The sequence below is a fragment of the Microbispora sp. H10836 genome (assembly GCF_012999525.1).
Taxonomy (GTDB): Bacteria; Actinomycetota; Actinomycetes; order Streptosporangiales; family Streptosporangiaceae; genus Microbispora.
Map to the genome: position 1 here is coordinate 128,877 of NZ_JABBWU010000019.1, position 19,364 is coordinate 148,240.

The window sequence follows — 19,364 nt, forward strand, 5'->3', positions numbered from 1 at the left end:
GTCCGGAGAAGGGACCACCCACAGGGCCACCTACGATTGATGCCGTGAATCCCACGACCGACCGGATCCGCGGCAGGCTGCTCGCCTTCTACCGCTCGTTCATGTTCCCGACGAACGAGTCGATGCGGCGGTGGGCGCTGGCGGCGATCGTGGTCAACGTCGGCATCACCGTCACCGGCGCCGCCGTGCGCGTCACCGGCTCCGGACTCGGCTGCCCGACCTGGCCGCGCTGCACGCCCGACAGCTTCGTGCCGGCGAGGATCGACACGCACGCGCCCCTCAACATGGCGATCGAGTTCGGCAACCGGTTGCTGTCGTTCCTCGTGCTCGCGGTCGCGATCGCGTGTGTGATCGCCGCCTGGAAGCTGTCGCGGGGCGAGCGCGGCCCGGTCCTGCTGCGGCTCGCGCTGGTGCAGCCGGCCGGCGTCGTCGTCCAGGCCCTGTGGGGCGGGCTCGTGGTCCACACGATGCTCAACCCGGTGACCGTCAGCGTCCACTTCCTGCTGTCCATCGGCATGACCGCCGCCGCCGTCGTGCTGTTCGCGCGGGCGGGCGAGGGCGACGCCCCGGCGGAGGGGCTGGTCCGCAAGGAGATCCGCACGCTGGGGTACGTGCTGGCCGCGGCCGCCTTCGCGCTGCTGCTCGCCGGGGTGGTGGTGACCGGCACCGGGCCTCACTCGGGCGACGACGCGGCCTCCCGCTTCGGCTTCGACATCCAGAGCGTGGTGCGGCTGCACACCGACATCGCCTACGTCGTCGTCGGGCTGACGTTCGCCCTGCTGCTGGCCCTGCGCGTCACCGACTCTCCCGGCCCGGCCCGGCGCGCCGCGCTCGTGCTGCTCGCGGTGGAGCTTTCCCAGGGCGTGGTCGGCTACGTGCAGTACTTCCTCGCCGTCCCCGCGGCGCTGGTGCTCCTGCACGTGCTGGGAGCGACGCTCGTGTGGATCTGCGCGCTGCGCGTCGTGTTCCTGATGCGGACCCGGGGCCCCGCGCCCGTCCCCGCGCCCGAGCAGCAGGAGCTCCACCACGCGGGGGTCTGACCCCGGTGGGAGCCTTACGCCCCTGGACCTGGTCCCGTACGGCCCTGCGCCGGGCCTTCCAGGGGCTGGTCGCCCTGAGCGTGCTGCCGCTGGCGCCGATGACCTGGGCCTGGCTGACGAGCGCCGGCCACCGGGTGACCGCCGAGCCGGGCACGCGCTGGACCGCCGAGGTGCCCGCGATGCCGGCCGCGCTCGTGCTGGGCGCGGGCGTGCGTGGCGGGCAGCCCACCCCGATGCTGCGCGCCCGGCTCGACATCGCGGCCGAGCTGTACCGCACGGGCAGGGTGCGGGCCCTGCTGCTGTCCGGCGACAACAGCCGCAGGGACTACGACGAGCCCTCGGTGATGCGCGACTACCTGCTCTCCGGCGGCGTGCCCGCGAACAGGATCGTCCTCGACTACGCCGGGTTCGACACCTGGGACTCCTGCGTACGGGCCAAGGAGATCTTCGGCGCGTCCCGTCTCGTCGTCGTGACCCAGGTGTTCCACCTCCCCCGGGCCGTGGCGCTGTGCCGTACGGCCGGGCTGGACGCGTTCGGGGTCGGCGACGACTCAAGCCGCGACTGGCCGGTGGAGACGATGGCCTACACCGTCAGGGAGTTCCCGGCCTCGGCCAAGGGACTGGTCGACGGCCTGGTGCTGCGCTCCTCGCCGCGGTTCCTCGGCCGGCGCGAGACCGCGCTCGACCACGCCCTGGACCGCTGACTCCCGCCTCCCACGAGCGGCCGTGAGAGGCATCCGAGGGATGCCCGCCGCGAAACTTTCATCGCGCGGCGGGCCGTGAACTGGGCGGGCAGGGCCCGCCGGGGCGGGCCCGCTGGTCCGGCGCGACGCGGCGGGTTAGGGTCCGGGTCATGTGGGAGCGCTCCCACCATCCCCAGAGGGAGGTGAGGCCACACCCACAGTGGCTATCGCACCGCGGGTACGAGAGGCGGATCCTCCTCCGCCCACCCATCGCGCAACGCCCGGGGAGCCGCCGCGACGGCCTCCCCGGGCGTCTCCCAGGCACCCGGCGCCGGGGCGCGGCCACAAGGCCCCCGGCGAGTGCCGGGCGGATCAGGCGGTGCCCGTCCGCCCGGCGTCGCGGGAAGCCGTCAGCCGCAGCTGATGTCGCTGATCGACGGGGTGGCCGAGCCGCTGCCGAGGAACCCGGCCGTGGCCGAGGCGCCCGGGGCCAGCGACTTGTTCCACTCCGGTGCGTGGATCATCATGAACGGCCCGCTCTGCATGGACGTCCCGTTCCACGCCTGCGTGAGCGTCGTGCCCAGCGGCATCGCCCACTGGACGTACCAGTCGTTGAGCGGGCTCGTGCCGGTGTTCTTGATCGTGACCTCGCCCTGGAAGCCGCCCTGCCAGGTGTTGGTCAGCTTCACCGTGGCCGTGCACGCCGGGTTGCCGGACGTCGGGGAGGCCGCGGGGCTCGGCGACGGGCTGCTCGTGGGCGACGCGCTCGGCGAAGGGCTCGGCGAAGGGCTGGGCGAGACGCCGTCGCGGAGGAAGTTCACGTCCGAGCAGCCGTAGAAGGTCTCCTGGCTGTCGGACCGGTACCAGACGGCGTAGATGATGTGCCGGCCGCTCTTGTCGGGCAGCTTGCCGGAGAAGCGGTAGGCGCCGTTGCTGACCGCGGGCTCGGGGTCGACCGTGAGGAACGGCTGCTCCTCCATGTCCGCCCACGTCAGCGGCTTGGTCGGGTTCCAGCCGTCCTTGGTGACGTAGAGCTTGAAGCCGCCGGGGTGCGGCACCCACGCGCCGTAGACGAAGTTGTAGATGCTGTTCGCCTTGAGCGTGGTGGTCGGCCAGTCGGTCCTGGGCGCGTCGTAGGCGGCGTACTTGCTGAAACCGCCGCTGCACAGCTGGCCGTCGGGGATGAAGCCCCGGGTGCGGCCGCCCCCGTCGGAGCGGAGCACGCCGTACCAGTCGTAGAGGGGCTGGGTGCCGCCGGCCGCCACGGCGTCCTTGCAGGCGGGGTTGTTGGGGATGATCTGGCCGCCGGTGAGGCCGTCGGTGTAACACGCGTACGTGCGGCTCGCCGGGGCCTGCAGGGCGCCGTGCGCCTCGGCCGCGGTCTGCGTCAGGACCGCGACGACGCCGGCGAGCACGGCCGCCACCGCGGCGAGCACGGCGAGTTTGCGCCCGGATCTCAGGGACAGCGATCTCAAACGCGGGGATTGCACTGAAGTTCTCCTCATGATGGGCGGGCACGCCTTCCGGGGAAGGTCGCGCCGTCAGGGGCTGTCGTACGAGAAGAACGCATGCGGCATCGCCACACGCCCTCCTGGAGCCCACCCATCAAGTGGCCACCGCGCACAGTGATTGAAGCACGCGCGGGCCGCCCGGGCCAAGAGCGGACAGGCCGTACGGCCCGGGCGCCCGCTCAGGCGTCGGCTGAGCTCGGCCGGTCCCGCTGGGGGGCGCCGTCGGCGCCCCGGGCCACCTCGGCGCGGATCGCCGCTCCGTCGGCGTCGAGCACGGGCGGCGCGGCGTGCTCGCGGCGGGTGGTCTCGGTCTCGCCGTCCGGGCCGGGGGTGAAGAAGCGCAGCGGCGGACCGGGCAGTCGCAGCCGGCCGAGGGTGGCGTGCTCGACGTCGACGAGCAGCCCCTGTGACAGGGTCTGCTCCCACGCGTAGACCTCGTCGATCGTGCGCACCTTGCCGGCCGGGATGCCCGCCGCGGCCAGCCGGGCCAGCAGCTCCTCGGCGGGATGCTCCGCGAAGGCGTCCTCGATCAGCTCGATCACCCGCTGCCGGTTGCCCACGCGTTCGCCGTTGGTCGCCATGCCCGGCGCCTCGGGGTCCAGGCCGAACTCACCGCAGAGCCGGCGCCACAGCGACTCGCTGCCGCACGACAGCTGCACCGATCCGTCCTTGCAGCGGAACAGCCCGTACGGCGCGATCGACGGGTGGTGGTTGCCCTGCGGCCGCCCGACCTGGCCGGCGACCGTCCACGCCGTCCCCTGGAAGGCGTGCACGCCGACGATCGCCGCGAGCAGCGAGGTGCGCACCACCTGCCCGCGTCCGGTGCGTTCCCTCTCGAACAGCGCGGCCAGCACGCCGTAGGCGCCGTACATGCCGGCCAGCAGGTCGCCGATCGGGACGCCGACGCGCTGCGGGTCGTCCGGCCCCGGCCCGGTCAGGGACATCAGCCCGGCCTCGCCCTGGGCGATCTGGTCGTAGCCCGCCCGGCCGCCCTCCGGTCCGTCGTGCCCGAAGCCGCTGATCGACAGCGTGATCAGCCGCGGGTTCAGCTCGGCCAGGACGTCGGTGCCGAACCCGAGCCGGGTCAGCGTGCCGGGCCGGAAGTTCTCCAGCAGCACGTCGGCGCGGCGCAGCAGGCCCGTGAGCACCTCCCGGTCGGCGTCGTCCTTGAGGTCGAGGGTGATCGACTCCTTGTTGCGGTTGGCCGACAGGAAGTAGGTCGACTCGCGGTCGCCCGTCTCGGGCTGCACGAAAGGCGGCCCCCAGCCGCGGGTGTCGTCCCCGCCTCCGGGGTTCTCCACCTTGACGACGCGGGCGCCGAGGTCGCCCAGCATCATCGCGGCGTGCGGCCCGGCGAGGGCGCGGGTCAGATCGACGACGAGCACTCCGTCGAGCGGTCCGGACACGGTGACTCCGATCCTTGCGTCAGCCGGGGTCGCCTTCGTCCCCGGGCGAGCTGGGTGGGGCAGCGGGCGCGGGATGCCCGTACGCCCCCGGCACCGACCGGGCGGGTACGGCCTCCGCGCCGACGTCAGCCTACGGCGGCGGACGCGGGCACGGAGGCGGGTACGGAGGCGGGGCGCCGGGGCGGCGCGGGCGCTCGCGCCCCGGCCCGCCGGCGGGGTCAGCCGAGCGCCTTATGGATGATCTCGGCGCAGGTGGCGACGTCGAGCGCCAGGCCCTGGTGGTCGCCCGGGAAGACGAGCGGCTCGACGCCGAGCCGTTCGGCCAGCACCCTGGCGGACGAGGCGGGCACCCCGTCGCCCGAGGCCGCTCCGACGCCCACGGCGACCGGCACGGGGCCGGAGCGCAGCGCGGTGACGTCGGGCTCGAAGCGCAGCACGGGCAGCAGCACATGGGAGAAGAAGTGATCGAGGTTCTGCTGGATGCGGCCCATCATCTCCAGCGCCTCGGGCGGCATCTGGGCGAAATCGGGCATCGCGGGGGGCGCGTCGCCTTCTCCCGCGACGGTGGCGGCGAACTTCTGCATCGCCGGACCCGCGCCCTGGTCGCGGTAGGTGTCGTACACGTCCTGGAACGCCGCCCGCCAGTGTTCGCGGCCGGGCAGCAGCTCGGGGATCGGCGGCTCGTGCACGACCAGGGCACGCACCCGCCCGGGGTGGCGGGCCGCGAGGTCCAGGGCGGTGAGCGCGCCGCCGCTGTTGCCCAGCACGTTGGCCGGCTCGTCGCCCAGGGCGGCCAGCAGGCGGTAGGCGTCCTCGCCGAAGACCGCGACGTCCTGGTCGGCGGGCGGGCCCGTCAGGAGGCTGCGGGACAGACCGCGCTGGTCGTAGGTGACGACGGTGTAGCGGTCGGACAGGCTTGCGGCGAGCCCGGCCAGCGCCCCGGCGTCGGCGGGCGCGCCGGGAATCATCAGCAGCAGCGGTCCGGTCCCCCGGATCTCGTAGTGCAGGCGTGCCCCGGGGACCTGGAGCGTCCTGATCTCGGCGTCGTTCATCGATGTTCTCTTTCTCTTCGCTCAGGGGTCAGACGGGCCGGTAGGTCAGGTCGAGCACGCCGGTGGGGCTGCCCGCCAGGGTGATCGTGCCGCCGGGCTGCTGCTTGAGCTCCTTCACAGCGGCGATGACGTCGCCCTCGATGAGGGCCGCGTTGGCCCAGCCGACCGCCGCGCCCATCTCCTCGTTCAGGTAGGGGAAGTGCCACGTCTCGGGCGCCTCCACGACGCCGTCCAGCGACACGAACAGTCCGGCGGCGACTTTCCTCGCAGTCACGCGACCACTCCTCAGGATGACTCTGCTGACCGGCCTCGTGGCCGAATGAGAAGCAAGCTTGTATTCTGCAAGCGAGATTTGTCAACCGAAGCATGGAGTAGGATCTGCAGCATGACGGTTCGTGAGTACGGGCAGTTCTGTGGGCTGGCCCGCGCGATGGAGATGGTCGGCGAACGCTGGACCCTGCTGATCGTCCGCAACCTGCTCTCCGGACCCCAGCGCTACACGGACCTGCGCAAGGGCCTGTCCGCCATCCCGACCAACATCCTGTCGGCCCGCCTCAAACAGCTCGAAGAGGCGGGACTGGTCGTGCGCCGCGCGCTGCCGCATCCCGAACGCGCGGTCGTGTACGAGCTCACCGGCTACGGACGCGAACTCGAGCCGGCGCTGATCGCGCTGGGCCGCTGGGGCGCCCGGACGATGACCGAGCCCCGTGCCGGCGAGGTCATCACGCCCGAGTCGGTAGCCATGGCCTTCCGCACCACCTACCGGCCGGAAGCGGCTCGGGGCACGACCGTCGGCTACGAGGTCCGGATGGGCGACTTCACCCTCCGCCTGCAGATCACCGACGGGGCCCTGACGGTCGGCGTCGGCCCGCACCCCGCCCCGGACCTCGTCGTCGAGAGGCTGAGCGACCAAGGTGTCCACGCGTTGATGACCGGTGCCAAGACTCCCGGGGAGGCACTGGCCGACGGCAGCGTGAGCGTGAAGGGCGACCCCGCTCTTCTCCACCGGTTCGTCGAGACGTTCCGCTTCTGACCACCCTCGCGTTCTGACCACCCTCGCGCGGCGGCGGAACGGACCGCGCTGAGGTTCGCCGCGTGCGGGGTACGCAGCACGATGTGGACGTGGAACGGCTTGAGGGTGTTGCCGGGGCCGCCGGCAGCGGCTTCACGAGACCCACGAACCTGATTCGCGAGATTCCGGGCTGGAGGAGCCGACCGATGACAATCGTGGGAATCCGCCGGGACGGCGGCCCGATCGAGGTCGGACGCCTCGGCACGGTGCGCGACCCGATCGCCTGCGACGACGTCCGGGAGCGCGGCGCATGACCCGGCTGGGCGCCCGCGCGCTGATCGACGCCACGGTCGACCCCGGCACCTTCCGCTCCTGGGACGATCCGGTCGACCGCACCGGATACGACGCCGGCTACCGCGCCGCGCTGGAGCGGGCGGAGACGAAGGCCGGCACCGACGAGGCCGTGCTCACCGGCCGGGCGCTGATCCGCGGGCACGCGGCCGCGCTCGTCGTCAGCGAGTTCGGCTTCCTCGGCGGCTCCATCGGAGTGGCCACGGCGGAGCGCATCGTCGCCGCCGTACGGCGGGCGACCCGCGAACGGCTGCCGCTGATCGCCGCACCGGCCTCGGGCGGCACGCGCATGCAGGAGGGCACGCCGGCGTTCGTCCGGATGATCGAGATCAGCCGCGCGGTGGTCGCGCACAAGGCCGCCGGCCTGCCCTACCTCGTCTACCTGCGCCATCCCACGACCGGCGGCGTGTTCGCCTCCTGGGGGTCCCTCGGGCACGTCGCGGTCGCCGAGCCCGGCGCGCTCATCGGCTTCCTCGGCCCCCTCGTCTACCAGACCCTGCGCGGGGAGCCGTTCCCCGAGGGCGTCCAGGTGGCCGAGAACCTCGTCGCCAAGGGGATCCTCGACGCCGTCGTCCCCACCGGGGAACTGGCCGGCGTGGCCGCCCGCGCGCTCGCCCTTCTCTCCGGGGCACGCCGTCCGGCGGCGGAGACGCCGCCGCGGGAGGCGCCCGCGGAGACGAGCGCCGTGGACGCCGGAGGCGACGCCTGGTCCTCGATCACCCTCACCCGCCGGCCCGACCGGCCCGGCGTACGGGAGCTGCTCCGTCACGCCGCCGACGACGTCCTGCCGCTGCACGGCACCCAATCCGGGGAGACCGACGACGCGCTCCTGCTGGCGCTCACCTCGTTCTCCGGCACCCCCTGTGTGCTCGTCGGGCAGGACCGGCGCACCCAGTCCCAGCACCGTCCCCTGGGCCCGGCCGCGCTGCGCGGCGCCCGGCGCGGCATGCGCCTCGCCCAGGAGCTGCGCCTGCCGCTGATCTGCGTCATCGACACCCCCGGGGCGGACCTGTCCGCCGCCGCCGAGGAGGGCGCCCTGGCCGGGGAGATCGCCCGCTGCCTGGCCGAGATGGTGGAGCTCACCGTCCCCACCGTCTCGGTGCTGCTGGGCGAGGGCAGCGGCGGTGGCGCGCTGGCCCTGCTGCCGTCCCGCCGGGTGATCGCGGCCGGCAACGCGTGGCTGTCCCCCCTGCCGCCGGAGGGCGCCAGCGCGATCCTGCACGGCGGCCCCGGGCTCGCGCCCCAGGTCGCCCGCCGGCAGCGGGTGCGCGCGGCCGACCTGCTCGCCGAGGGCGTCGTGCACGCCGTCGTGCCGGAGCCGGTGCCCGCGCATCTGGATCCGGCCGGGTTCGCCCGCCGCGTCGCCGGCGAGTGCCTGCGTCAGATCGAGAGCCAGCGCCGCACCACGGAGTGAGAGACCTCCGGGGACGCCGCCCTCAGTTCCCCCGCCCCGGGCCCTGCGGCCCGTTCTGCGGCGGCGTCTGCGGGCGCCCGGGGCCCGGGGATGGTGGCCCCTGCGCGGGGCCGTGGCCCGGCCCGCCCGGCTGCTGCCGATACCAGGGCGGCACGGCGGGGCCGCCGCCCGGCCACTGGCCGGGCGGCGGGGCGCCCGGAGCGTACCCCGGCGGCGGCACCCCTCGCGCGGCGCTCGCCTGGTGACGCTCCGGCAGCGGGAACGACAGCCGGGTGTAGGCCATCAGGTCCGCGAGCGACCGCTGCTGGGCGCGGAAGGTCTGCTCGTCCACCCCGCCCCGGGCCGCGCGGGCGTGCAGCAACCCTAGCTCGGTCGAGGCGATCTGATAGTCGATCATGGCCCGTGCCCCGGCCCTGCCGCCGTGGGCCTTGGCCCACGCCCTGGCCTGCCGCCGCCGGCGCAGGGACGACAGCATGAAGATGTCGGCCTGGTTGATCAGCCCGTTGCGCTCGTACGGCGGCAGGTAGTGCTGGATCAGCCCGACGATCCGCCGTCTGTCCCGGAAGATCACGACGAGCTCGACGATGAGCAGCATCATCAGCAGCAGGTAGGCGATGGCGAGCCCGCCGAGGCCGGCGAAGGAGGCGAAGCCGTTCCAGAGTCCGTGCAGCAGCATGGCGCCGATCCACCCGATGACGATCACGACGACCCCGACCGCACCTCCGCGCTGGGCGGCGTACGCGACCGCGATCCCGATCAGGGAGGTGAACAGCGGATGGGCGAACGGCGACAGCACGGCCCGCAGCACGAGCGTGGCGGCCAGCCCCTGCGCGCCGTTCTCCTCCAGCGCGGCCAGGTAGTAGCTGACGTTCTCCGACATGGCGAAGCCGAGCCCGACCATGCTGGCGTAGATGATCCCGTCGGTGGGACCGTCCAGCTCCTGCCGCCGGAACCACAGCAGCCCGAGCAGGACCAGCCCCTTGGCCGTCTCCTCGACCGGCGGGGCGCCGAACGTGGCGACCAGGTTGCGGGCGTTGGTCATGTCCCCGAGCTGGTGGGCCACGTAGACGAGGTTGAGCGAGTTGAGCACGCCGGCGAGCAGGACGGCGATGCCGGCGCCCCAGGCGAACGCGAAGATCAGGTTGGTGCGGGGCTCCGGTTCCATCCGGTCGAGGGCGAGCACGCCCGCGAGCAGCAGCGGCACGGGAGCCACGGCGAGCCCGAGCGCGATGAAGAACTGGACCGGCTCGCCGTTGATGATGTCGAAGGAGAACGACACCAGGGCGCAGATCCCGGCGACGACCAGACCCACGATGAGACCGATGGACGGACGCTCCCTGAGAACGGCGCGGGGGTCGAGGCCTGCCACTGTGTGACTGTAACCGACCACGCCCGCTGTGGTCCTCCTCCGGCCCCAAAAGATCCCATCGATTGCGTCGGCCGATCGTCTCGCGCGCCGAGCCGGTCGTCCGGAGCACGTCCCGGTTACCGGCACAATGGGCGATCATGGATGTCGCACCACGTGACGGGCTCGGACGACGCGGGTTCCTCCGCGTCGCGTGCGCCGCGGCCGTCGGCTCGGTCGCCGCATGCGCGCCCGTGTCCCGGGACGCCTCCGCTCCCGCCTCCGCGCCGCCCTCCGCCACCCCCACGCCGTCGCCCGGAAGGCCGGTGCAGGAACGCCTGCTGCCCGGCGACCCCGACTGGCGGGTGCGCGGACGCGGCCCCGACGAGGCGATCGAGGGCTACGGCGATCGGGCGAGCGTGCTGCCCGGGGAGTCGTTCGGGCTGCACGTCTCCACCATCGAGGGCCGCTACCGGGTCACGGCGTACCGGATGGGCTGGTACGGCGGCACGCTCGCCCGCCGGGTGTGGCGGTCGGGGTGGATGAGGGGGCGCGACCAGGGCCGCGGGCGGCTCACCGGGGACACCCGCACCGTACGCGCGGGGTGGCGGCGATCCCTCACCGTGTCCACGGAAGGCTGGCCGGAGGGGGCCTACCTGCTGCGCCTCGACACCGAGCGCGGCCACCAGCGGTACGTGCCACTGGTCGTGCGCTCGGCCTCCGGGTCCGGGCGCACGGTGCTGGTGCACGCCACCCCCACATGGCAGGCGTACAACCGGTGGGGCGGCTACAGCCTCTACTACGGCGAGGACGGCCGCTACGAGAGCCGCTCGCTCGCGGTCAGCTTCGACCGCCCCTACGACCGCACCGGGATGGAGAAGTTCCTCATCCACGAGCGGCCGGTGGTGGCGCTGGCCGAACGGCTCGGCCTTCCCCTGGCGTACACGACGGGCGGTGACCTGGAGGCCGGCGACGACGTGCTCACCGGCGCATCGTCGGTGATCTTCCTCGGGCACGACGAGTACTGGACGCCCGGAATGCGCCGCACCGTGACCGAGGCCCGCGACGCGGGCGCCAACCTGGCCTTCCTGGGCGCCAACACCTGCTACCGCCGCGTCCGCCTGGAGGAGGATGGCAGGATGGTGGTCTGCTACAAGACCGCGGTGGACCGCGACCCGCTGGTCCGCACGCGCCCGTCGCTGGCGACGACCGACTTCCGGGCGGCGCCGAAGGCCGACCCCGAGTCGTCTCTCATCGGCGTGTACTACGACGGGTATCCCGTGGACGCGCCCTTCGTGGTGCACGAGCCCGGCCACTGGATCTTCGCGGGCACCGGTGTGCGCCGCGGCGACACCTTCCCGCACCTGGTGGGCGTGGAGTACGACCGGGTGAACACGGACGTGCCGACGCCCAGGCCGCTGCAGATCCTCGCCCACTCGCCGGTGACCTGCGTGGGGCGGCCCAGCTTCGCCGACGCCGCCTACTACACGGCGCCGAGCGGGGCCGGGGTGTTCGCCTCGGGGACCATGCGGTGGGCCGAAACGCTCATGGCAGGCACCCGCGACCTGCCACGGGCCCACGGCATCGGCGCGCGTACGCGGGCCTTCGTCACCACCGCGACGACCAACCTGCTGAAGGGCTTCGCGGAGGGACCGGCGGCCGAGCGCCTGCCCGCCCCCGACGACAACGTACGGAAGACCTACCGCCGCTGACCACTCGGCGCCGGAGTCGGCGGCGGTTCAGACGACCAGGGAGTCGATCGCGACGGCGAGGAACAGCAGCGCCAGGTAGACGTTCGACCAGTGGAAGAACCGCATCGGGCGCAGGTCGACGCCGGTCTTGCCGGCGTTCACCCGCCCGAGCAGGCGGTGGACCTCCACGAGGCAGACCACGCCGAGCACGAGCGCGGCGGCCGGGTAGACCAGGGAGGTGCCGGCGACCGGCCACAGCAGCAGCGAGCACAACACCGTGGCCCAGGTGTAGGCGACCACCTGCTGGACGACCCGGCGCTCGGTGGTGACCACCGGGAGCATGGGCACTTCGGCCGCCGCGTAGTCCTCGCGGTAGCGCATGGCGAGCGTCCAGGTGTGCGGCGGCGTCCAGAAGAACACGACGCCGAACAGCACGACCGGGGCCCACGACAGCCCGCCGGTGATGCCGGCCCAGCCGATCAGCACCGGCATGCAGCCGGCGATGCCGCCCCACACGATGTTCTGCGACGTGCGCCGCTTGAGCACCAGCGAGTACACGAAGACGTAGAACAGGATCGCGCCCAGCGACAGCGCCGCGGCCAGCCCGTTGACCGTGAGGGCGAGCCCGAGTGTGGAAAGAGTGCCGAGAATCACACCGAAGACCAGCGCGCCCATCGGCGACACGTCGTGCTTGGCGAGCGGACGCCTGCGGGTGCGCCGCATCGTCCGGTCGATGTCCCGGTCGATGTAGCAGTTCAGGACGTTCGCGCTGCCCGCCGACAGGGTGCCGAAGACCATGGTGGCGGTGGCGGTCCACAGGTCGGGCAGGCCATGCGCCGCGAGGAACATGACCGGCAGGGTCGTGATCAGCAGCAGCTCGATGATCCGGGGCTTGGTGAGCGCCACGTAGGCCTTCACGAGCGCCCCTGCGGAGCGGGGAGCCGTGGCCGTCGCGGCGGACCCGAGAGGGGCCACCGTCTGCTTGTTCGTCAAGACCGTCAAGGCGCTTCCAACACGTGCGGGGTCAACGCGTAACCTCTGATTAGGGCGGATCTCCGGGCAGCCTGTCTCCGGGCAGCAGCCGGCACTTGGTCAATCACTGTAGTCGCCACCGCAGGTGGTCCCCCAATCGGGGCCGAGGCCGCAAGCGCCGTTACCGAGGTGGCTACCAAACGGTATTACGCCGAACCCGTTAGGGTCCCCTGTGGGCGGGAAATGCCAGAACGGCGCGACAACTAGAGGGGATCGAGCAGTTGAGCAGCGCAAGCCTTGAGTGGAATGACCTCGACCGGCAGGCGGTCGACGTCGTGCGGGCCCTGGCGATGGACGCCGTGGAGAAGGCGGGATCGGGTCACCCCGGCACCGCCATGAGCCTCGCCCCCGCTGCCTACCTTCTTTTCCAGCGGGTCCTGCGTCACGACCCCTCGGATCCCAAGTGGGCGGGGCGGGACAGGTTCGTCCTCTCCTGCGGGCATTCGAGCCTGACGCTTTACATCCAGCTCTACCTGTCCGGCTACGGCCTGACCCTGGACGACCTCAAGGCGCTCCGGCAGTGGGGCAGCCTCACCCCGGGCCACCCCGAGTACGGCCACACGGCCGGGGTGGAGACGACGACCGGCCCGCTCGGCCAGGGCATCGGCAACGCGGTCGGCATGGCGATGGCGGCCCGCCGCGAGCGCGGCCTGTTCGACCCGGACGCCGCGCCCGGCACCTCGCCGTTCGACCACATGATCTGGTGCTTCGCCTCGGAGGGCGACCTCGAGGAGGGCATCAGCCACGAGGTCAGCGCCCTCGCGGGTCACCAGAAGCTCGGCAACCTGGCCGTGGTCTTCGACTCCAACCACATCTCCATCGAGGACGACACCCAGATCGCCCTGTCCGAGGACATCGCCAAGCGCTACGAGGCGTACGGCTGGCACGTCCTGGAGGTCGACTGGACGGCCACGGGCGAGTACAAGGAGGACGTCCAGGCGCTGTACGCCGCGCTGGAGGCGGCCCGCGCCGAGACCGAGCGGCCGACGTTCGTCAAGCTCCGCACGATCATCGGCTGGCCGGCGCCGAACAAGCAGAACACCGGCAAGATCCACGGCTCGGCTCTGGGCGCCGACGAGGTCGCCGCGACCAAGCGCGTCCTCGGCATGGACCCCGACAAGAGCTTCGCGGTCCCCGCCGAGGTGCTCGACCACGCCCGCGACGTCGTCGCGCGCGGCCGCACCCTGCGCGCCGAGTGGGACAAGGGCTACCAGAGCTGGCGTGAGGCCAACCCCGAGCGGGCGGAGCTGTTCGACCGGATCTCCAAGCGCAGGCTGCCCGAGGGCTGGGACAAGGCGCTGCCGTCGTTCGAGATCGGCTCGCAGGTCGCCACCCGCAAGGCGTCCGGCGAGGTGCTGAGCGCTCTCGCGCCGGTGCTGCCGGAGCTGTGGGGCGGCTCGGCCGACCTGGCGGAGTCCAACAACACCACGATGAAGGGCGAGCCGTCCTTCATCCCGGACGAGTACCAGACCAAGGAGTTCCCCGGTAACCGGTACGGCCGGACGCTGCACTTCGGCATCCGCGAGCACGGCATGGGCGCGATCCTCAACGGCATCGCGCTGCACAACGGCACCCGCCCCTACGGCGGCACGTTCCTGGTGTTCAGCGACTACATGCGCCCGTCGGTGCGCCTCGCCGCGCTGATGAAGCTGCCGGTGACCTACGTCTGGACGCACGACTCGATCGGTCTCGGCGAGGACGGCCCGACCCACCAGCCGATCGAGCACCTGTGGGCGCTGCGCGCGATCCCCGGCCTGGACGTCGTCCGCCCGGCCGACGCCAACGAGACCGCGGCCGCGTGGAAGGCCGTGCTGGAGAACAACGACCGCCCGGCGGGCCTCGCCCTGACTCGGCAGAACGTCCCCACCCTGGACGGCGCGGGCGACCCCGACGCCGTCGCCAAGGGCGGCTACGTGCTGCAGGACGCCTCCAACGGCCAGCCTGAGGTCGTGATCATCGGCACCGGCAGCGAGGTCCAGCTCGCCGTCGAGGCCCGCACGATCCTGGAGTCGCAGGGCATCCCGACCCGCGTGGTCTCGATGCCGTGCGTGGAGTGGTTCCAGGCGCAGGACGCCGCCTACAAGCAGACCGTGCTGCCGCCCGCCGTCAAGGCCCGGGTCGCCGTCGAGGCGGGAATCACGCTCGGCTGGCGCGAGTTCGTGGGAGACGCGGGCGAGGTGCTCGGTCTCGACCACTTCGGCGCCTCGGCGCCGTACAAGACGATTTACGAGCAGTTCGGCCTCACCGCCGATCGCGTCGTCGCCGCCGCCAAGGCCAGCCTGGCCAAGACGGGCGCCGACAAGGGCGAGACGACCGGAAACTGAGGGACGAAGGATGAATGAGAATCTGAAGCGGCTGACCGACGCCGGAGTCTCCATCTGGCTCGACGACATCAGCCGGGAGCGGCTGCGCTCCGGCAACCTCGCCGCCCTGATCCGCGACAAGAACGTCACCGGGGTCACCTCCAACCCCACGATCTTCGCCTCCGCCCTGAGCAAGGGCGACGCCTACGACGCGCAGCTGCACGACCTCGCCACCCGCGGGGTGACGGTCGAGGAGGCCGTACGCGCGATCACCACGTTCGACATCCGCTGGGCGGCCGACGTGATGCGGCCGGTCTTCGACGCCACCCGCGGCGTCGACGGGCGCGTGTCGATCGAGGTGGACCCGCGCCTGGCCCGCAAGACCGAGGCGACGATCGCCGAGGCACGCGCGCTGTGGTGGCTGGTCGACCGGCCCAACGTGCTCATCAAGATCCCGGCGACCGTCGAGGGCCTGCCGGCGATCACCCAGGCCATCTCCGAGGGCATCAGCGTCAACGTCACGCTGATCTTCTCGCTCGAGCGGTACCGCCAGGTGATGGACGCCTGGCTGAGCGGGCTTGAGAAGGCCAAGGCCAACGGCCTCAACCTGGCCACGATCGAGTCGGTCGCGTCGTTCTTCGTCAGCCGCGTCGACACCGAGATCGACAAGCGCCTCGACAAGATCGGCACGCCGGAGGCCGCCGAGCTGAAGGGCAAGGCCGCCGTGGCCAACGCCCGCCTGGCGTACGCCGCGTACGAGGAGGTCATGAACTCGCCGCGCTGGCAGGCGCTGCGCGCGGCCGGCGCGCACCCGCAGCGCCCGCTGTGGGCCTCCACGGGCGTGAAGAACCCCGACTTCCCCGACACCCTGTACGTCGAGCAGCTGGTCACGGCCGGGGTCGTCAACACCATGCCGGAGAAGACGCTGGACGCCTCGGCCGACCACGGCCGGATCTCGGGCGACACCATCCGCCCGTTCTACCAGCAGGCGTGGGACGTCATGGCCTCGCTCAAGCAGGCCGGAATCGACTACGACGACGTCGTCCGCGCGCTGGAGGAGGAGGGCGTCGAGAAGTTCGAGACGTCCTGGAGCGAGCTTCTCGAGACCGTCGACGGCGAGCTGCGGAAGGCCTGAGCTACAGATGACAATCGAGGTGACCCTCGGCGACGAGGCGGACGCCGTCAAGGCGGTCAAGGACAAGCTCGTGGCCGAGGGGGTGCCCGCGGCGCTCGCCGCGGGCGACTCCACGCTGTGGGGCCCGCAGGCGCAGTCCGAGGCCGCGATCCGGCTGGGCTGGCTCAACCTGCCGCGGGCGAGCCGGGAGCTGCTGCCGGAGATCGCCAAGCTGGTGGAGCGGGCCCGCGCCGCGGGCCTGGACCACGTGGTGCTCGCCGGCATGGGCGGCTCCTCCCTCGCCCCCGAGGTGATCTGCGCCACCGAGGACGTGCCGCTGACCGTCCTCGACACCACCGACCCGCAGCAGGTCCGGCGCGCGCTCGCCGACCGGCTCGACCGCACGGTCGTGGTGGTGGCGAGCAAGAGCGGCGGCACGATCGAGACCGACAGCCACCGGCGCGTCTACGAGCAGGCGTTCCGGGACGCGGGAATCGACCCGGCCGAGCGGATCGTGGTCGTCACCGACCCCGGCTCGCCGCTGGAGCGGACGGCCATCGAGGCCGGATACCCGGTCGTGCTCGCCGACCCGAACGTGGGCGGCCGCTACAGCGCGCTCACCGCGTTCGGCCTGGTGCCGAGCGCCCTCGCCGGCGCCGACGTGGCCAAGCTGCTCGACGACGCCGCCGCGGTGGCGCCGCTGCTCGCGCAGGACGAGGGCAACCCGGGCCTGGAGCTCGGCGCGCTGCTCGGCGCGCGGGCGCTGCAGGGGCGCGACAAGCTCATCCTGCGCGACGCGCCCTCCGACATCACCGGCCTGCCCGACTGGATCGAGCAGCTCATCGCCGAGTCGACCGGCAAGGAGGGCAAGGGCATCCTGCCCGTCGTCGGCGCCGAGGCGGCCGAGGCCGGCGACCAGTTCCTCGTCACCATCGGCTCCGACAGCGGCACGACCGTCGACGGCCCGCTCGGCGCGCAGTTCCTCGTCTGGGAGTACGCCACGGCGATCGCCGGCCGGGTGCTCGGGATCAACCCGTTCGACCAGCCGAACGTCGCCGAGTCGAAGGAGAACACCACCAGGATCCTGCAGGAGGCCGGCGACGGCCCGCTGCCGACCGGCACGCCGGTGCTCACCGACGGCCCGGTCGAGGTGTACGGCGACGTGCCCGGCGACCTGAAGAACCTGGCCGACGTCCTCACCTGGCTGCTGCGCGCGATCCCCGAGCGCGGCTACCTGGCGATCATGGCGTACCTCGACCGCGAGGCCGCGTTCGACGCCGCGGTGGTCGGCGACGCCTCCTTCGAGGAGATGACCGAGACGTGGGCGAGCGCCGACGTCGCCACCCTGCGGGCGCTGCTCGACTACCGCACCGACCACGCGGTCACGTTCGGCTGGGGCCCGCGCTTCCTGCACTCCACCGGGCAGTACCACAAGGGCGGTCCGGAGACCGGCGTGTTCCTGCAGGTCACCGGGGCCGTGACCGACGACGTCGAGGTGCCCGGCAAGCCGTACACGCTGGGCAGGCTGCAACTCGCGCAGGCGCTGGGCGACCTGGGAGCCCTGACCTCCCGCGGCCGTCCGGCGGTCCGCCTGCACCTCACCGACCGCGTCGCCGGCGTCAGGCACCTGCTCTCCGTGGCCGAGGAGCTCTGACCATGCGATGCGTTACAGGCGAAGGGCCCGTCCGCAGGGAGGACACATGACGGAGCAACAGGAGCCGCAGGCCCCCGCCGACGACGCCCGGCAGGCGCCGGACGCTGCACAGCAGGCGGGAGACGAGCTGCCGCGGCAGGCCGTGGACGATCTGACGGCCGCCGAGCGGGCGGTCCTGGCCGCCGCGCAGGCCGCCACGACCGGGACGACCGAGCTGACCATGGCGGCCAACCCGCTGCGCGACCCGCGCGACCGGCGCCTGCCCCGGGTGGCCGGGCCGTGCGTGCTCGTGCTGTTCGGCGTCACGGGCGACCTCGCCAAGCGCAAGCTGCTGCCGGCGATCTACGACCTGGGGAACCGGGGGCTGCTGCCCCCGGGCTTCTCCCTGGTCGGCTTCGCCCGCCGTGACTGGGCGCACGAGGACTTCGCCCAGGTCACGTACGAGGCGGTCAAGGAGCACGCGCGGACGCCGTTCCGCGACGAGGTCTGGAAGCAGCTCAGCGAGGGCATCCACTTCTGCCCCGGTGAGTTCGGCGACGACGGCGCCTTCGACGTGCTCGCCATGATGCTCAAGGAAATCGACGAGACCCGGGGCACCGGCGGCAACTACGCCTTCTACCTGTCGGTGCCGCCGAAGTTCTTCCCGCTCGTGATCGAGCAGCTCAAGCGGACGAACCTGGCCAAGGGCCCCGAGGGCTCCTGGCGCCGGGTCGTCATCGAGAAGCCGTTCGGGCACGACCTGAAGAGCGCGCAGGATCTCAACACGATCACCAGCGCCGTGTTCCCGGAGAGCTCGGTCTTCCGGATCGACCACTACCTCGGCAAGGAGACCGTCCAGAACATCCTGGCGCTCCGTTTCGCCAACACGCTGTACGAGCCGATCTGGAACCGCGGCTACGTCGACCACGTCCAGATCACGATGGCCGAGGACATCGGCATCGGCGGCCGGGCCGGCTACTACGACGGCATCGGCGCGGCCCGTGACGTGATCCAGAACCACCTGCTCCAGCTCCTCGCGCTGGTCGCGATGGAGGACCCCACCTCCTTCGACGCCGACGCGCTGCGCCGGGAGAAGGAGAAGGTGCTGCGAGCCGTCAAGCTGCCCGCCGACCTGGCCACCGGCACCGCCCGCGGCCAGTACACGCGGGGCTGGCAGGGCGGCGAGCCGGTCGTCGGCTACCTGGAGGAGCAGGGCATCTCCTCCGACTCCGCGACCGAGACGTACGCCGCGGTGAAGCTGGAGGTGGCCAACCGCCGGTGGGCGGGAGTGCCGTTCTACCTGCGGACGGGCAAGCGGCTCAGCCGCCGGATGACCGAGGTGGCCGTCGTCTTCCAGCGGGCGCCGCACCTGCCGTTCAGCAAGGACGACACCGAGATCCTCGGCCACAACGCGCTGGTCATCCGCGTGCAGCCGGACGAGGGCATCACGGTGCGCTTCGGCTCCAAGGTGCCGGGCACGGCCATGGAGGTCAGGGACGTCAACATGGACTTCGCCTACGGCGAGTCGTTCATGGAGTCCTCCCCCGAGGCGTACGAGCGGCTGCTGCTCGACGTGCTCATCGGCGACCCGCCGCTGTTCCCGCACCAGCGGGAGGTGGAGCTGTCGTGGCAGATCCTCGACCCGATCGAGGAGTTCTGGGCCTCCGAGGGCAAGCCCGAGGGGTACGAGTCCGGCTCCTGGGGGCCCGCCTCGGCCGACGCGATGCTGGCCAGGGACGGACGCGCCTGGAGGCGGCTGTGAGCGCGGCTTCCGGCG

General features: G+C 72.4%; 15 protein-coding genes. 9 read left to right on the forward strand and 6 right to left on the reverse strand.

The annotated features are described in order from the left end of the window. Window positions 1-44 precede the first annotated feature (44 nt). Window positions 45-1,040, forward strand: coding sequence for a COX15/CtaA family protein (locus HHX30_RS30100; RefSeq protein WP_311922921.1), 996 nt, complete (start codon window positions 45-47; stop codon window positions 1,038-1,040). Window positions 1,041-1,045: 5 nt separating this feature from the next. Next, window positions 1,046-1,744, forward strand: coding sequence for an ElyC/SanA/YdcF family protein (locus HHX30_RS30105; RefSeq protein ID WP_311922922.1), 699 nt, complete (start codon window positions 1,046-1,048; stop codon window positions 1,742-1,744). Between the two features lie 389 nt (window positions 1,745-2,133). On the opposite strand, the gene HHX30_RS30110 is transcribed toward HHX30_RS30105, so the two are convergent. From HHX30_RS30110 to HHX30_RS40905, 4 genes are all read right to left on the reverse strand, one after another. After that, window positions 2,134-3,198 carry a lytic polysaccharide monooxygenase gene (locus HHX30_RS30110; RefSeq protein WP_249350592.1) on the reverse strand — a complete coding sequence of 355 codons (1,065 nt, stop codon included), beginning with the start codon at window positions 3,196-3,198 and terminating at the stop codon, window positions 2,134-2,136. A gap of 215 nt (window positions 3,199-3,413) precedes the next feature. Beyond that, window positions 3,414-4,640, reverse strand: coding sequence for a CaiB/BaiF CoA-transferase family protein (locus HHX30_RS30115; protein WP_169985965.1), 1,227 nt, complete (start codon window positions 4,638-4,640; stop codon window positions 3,414-3,416). Between the two features lie 218 nt (window positions 4,641-4,858). Next, on the reverse strand, window positions 4,859-5,692 hold the full coding sequence (locus tag HHX30_RS30120) for an alpha/beta fold hydrolase (RefSeq protein WP_169985967.1): 834 nt from the start codon (window positions 5,690-5,692) through the stop codon (window positions 4,859-4,861). A gap of 28 nt (window positions 5,693-5,720) precedes the next feature. Then, complete coding sequence (locus tag HHX30_RS40905) at window positions 5,721-5,966, reverse strand: hypothetical protein (protein WP_211592745.1); 246 nt, start codon at window positions 5,964-5,966, stop codon at window positions 5,721-5,723. Between the two features lie 111 nt (window positions 5,967-6,077). Here HHX30_RS40905 and HHX30_RS30130 point away from each other — a divergent pair, with 111 nt between their 5' ends. After that, the gene (locus tag HHX30_RS30130) at window positions 6,078-6,725 is read left to right on the forward strand and encodes a winged helix-turn-helix transcriptional regulator (RefSeq protein ID WP_169985969.1); all 648 of its coding nucleotides are present in this window, start codon (window positions 6,078-6,080) and stop codon (window positions 6,723-6,725) included. Window positions 6,726-7,014: 289 nt separating this feature from the next. Next, window positions 7,015-8,469 carry a carboxyl transferase domain-containing protein gene (locus HHX30_RS30135; protein WP_169985971.1) on the forward strand — a complete coding sequence of 485 codons (1,455 nt, stop codon included), beginning with the start codon at window positions 7,015-7,017 and terminating at the stop codon, window positions 8,467-8,469. A gap of 22 nt (window positions 8,470-8,491) precedes the next feature. Here HHX30_RS30135 and HHX30_RS42890 read toward each other — a convergent pair whose 3' ends face one another. Further along, complete coding sequence (locus tag HHX30_RS42890) at window positions 8,492-9,838, reverse strand: PrsW family intramembrane metalloprotease (protein ID WP_311922923.1); 1,347 nt, start codon at window positions 9,836-9,838, stop codon at window positions 8,492-8,494. A gap of 137 nt (window positions 9,839-9,975) precedes the next feature. Between HHX30_RS42890 and HHX30_RS30145 the strand changes: the two genes are divergently transcribed. Further along, window positions 9,976-11,526, forward strand: coding sequence for a N,N-dimethylformamidase beta subunit family domain-containing protein (locus tag HHX30_RS30145; protein WP_169985973.1), 1,551 nt, complete (start codon window positions 9,976-9,978; stop codon window positions 11,524-11,526). A 27-nt stretch (window positions 11,527-11,553) separates the two neighbouring features. Here the strand turns inward: HHX30_RS30145 and HHX30_RS30150 are convergent, their stop codons facing one another. Further along, the gene (locus HHX30_RS30150) at window positions 11,554-12,507 is read right to left on the reverse strand and encodes a heme o synthase (protein ID WP_169985974.1); all 954 of its coding nucleotides are present in this window, start codon (window positions 12,505-12,507) and stop codon (window positions 11,554-11,556) included. Window positions 12,508-12,827: 320 nt separating this feature from the next. Here HHX30_RS30150 and tkt point away from each other — a divergent pair, with 320 nt between their 5' ends. The 4 genes from tkt (at window position 12,828) to zwf (ending at window position 19,349) form a co-directional block, all read left to right on the forward strand. After that, entirely contained in the window at window positions 12,828-14,861 is a 2,034-nt protein-coding gene (gene tkt, locus HHX30_RS30155) for a transketolase (protein ID WP_249350616.1), read from the forward strand. 10 nt (window positions 14,862-14,871) lie between these two features. Beyond that, complete coding sequence (tal, locus tag HHX30_RS30160; protein WP_169985976.1) at window positions 14,872-15,975, forward strand: transaldolase; 1,104 nt, start codon at window positions 14,872-14,874, stop codon at window positions 15,973-15,975. A gap of 7 nt (window positions 15,976-15,982) precedes the next feature. Continuing rightward, entirely contained in the window at window positions 15,983-17,608 is a 1,626-nt protein-coding gene (locus HHX30_RS30165) for a glucose-6-phosphate isomerase (RefSeq protein ID WP_169985978.1), read from the forward strand. Between the two features lie 220 nt (window positions 17,609-17,828). Next, window positions 17,829-19,349, forward strand: a complete 1,521-nt coding sequence (gene zwf, locus HHX30_RS30170) for a glucose-6-phosphate dehydrogenase (protein WP_169986060.1) — start codon at window positions 17,829-17,831, stop codon at window positions 19,347-19,349. Window positions 19,350-19,364: the final 15 nt, after the last annotated feature.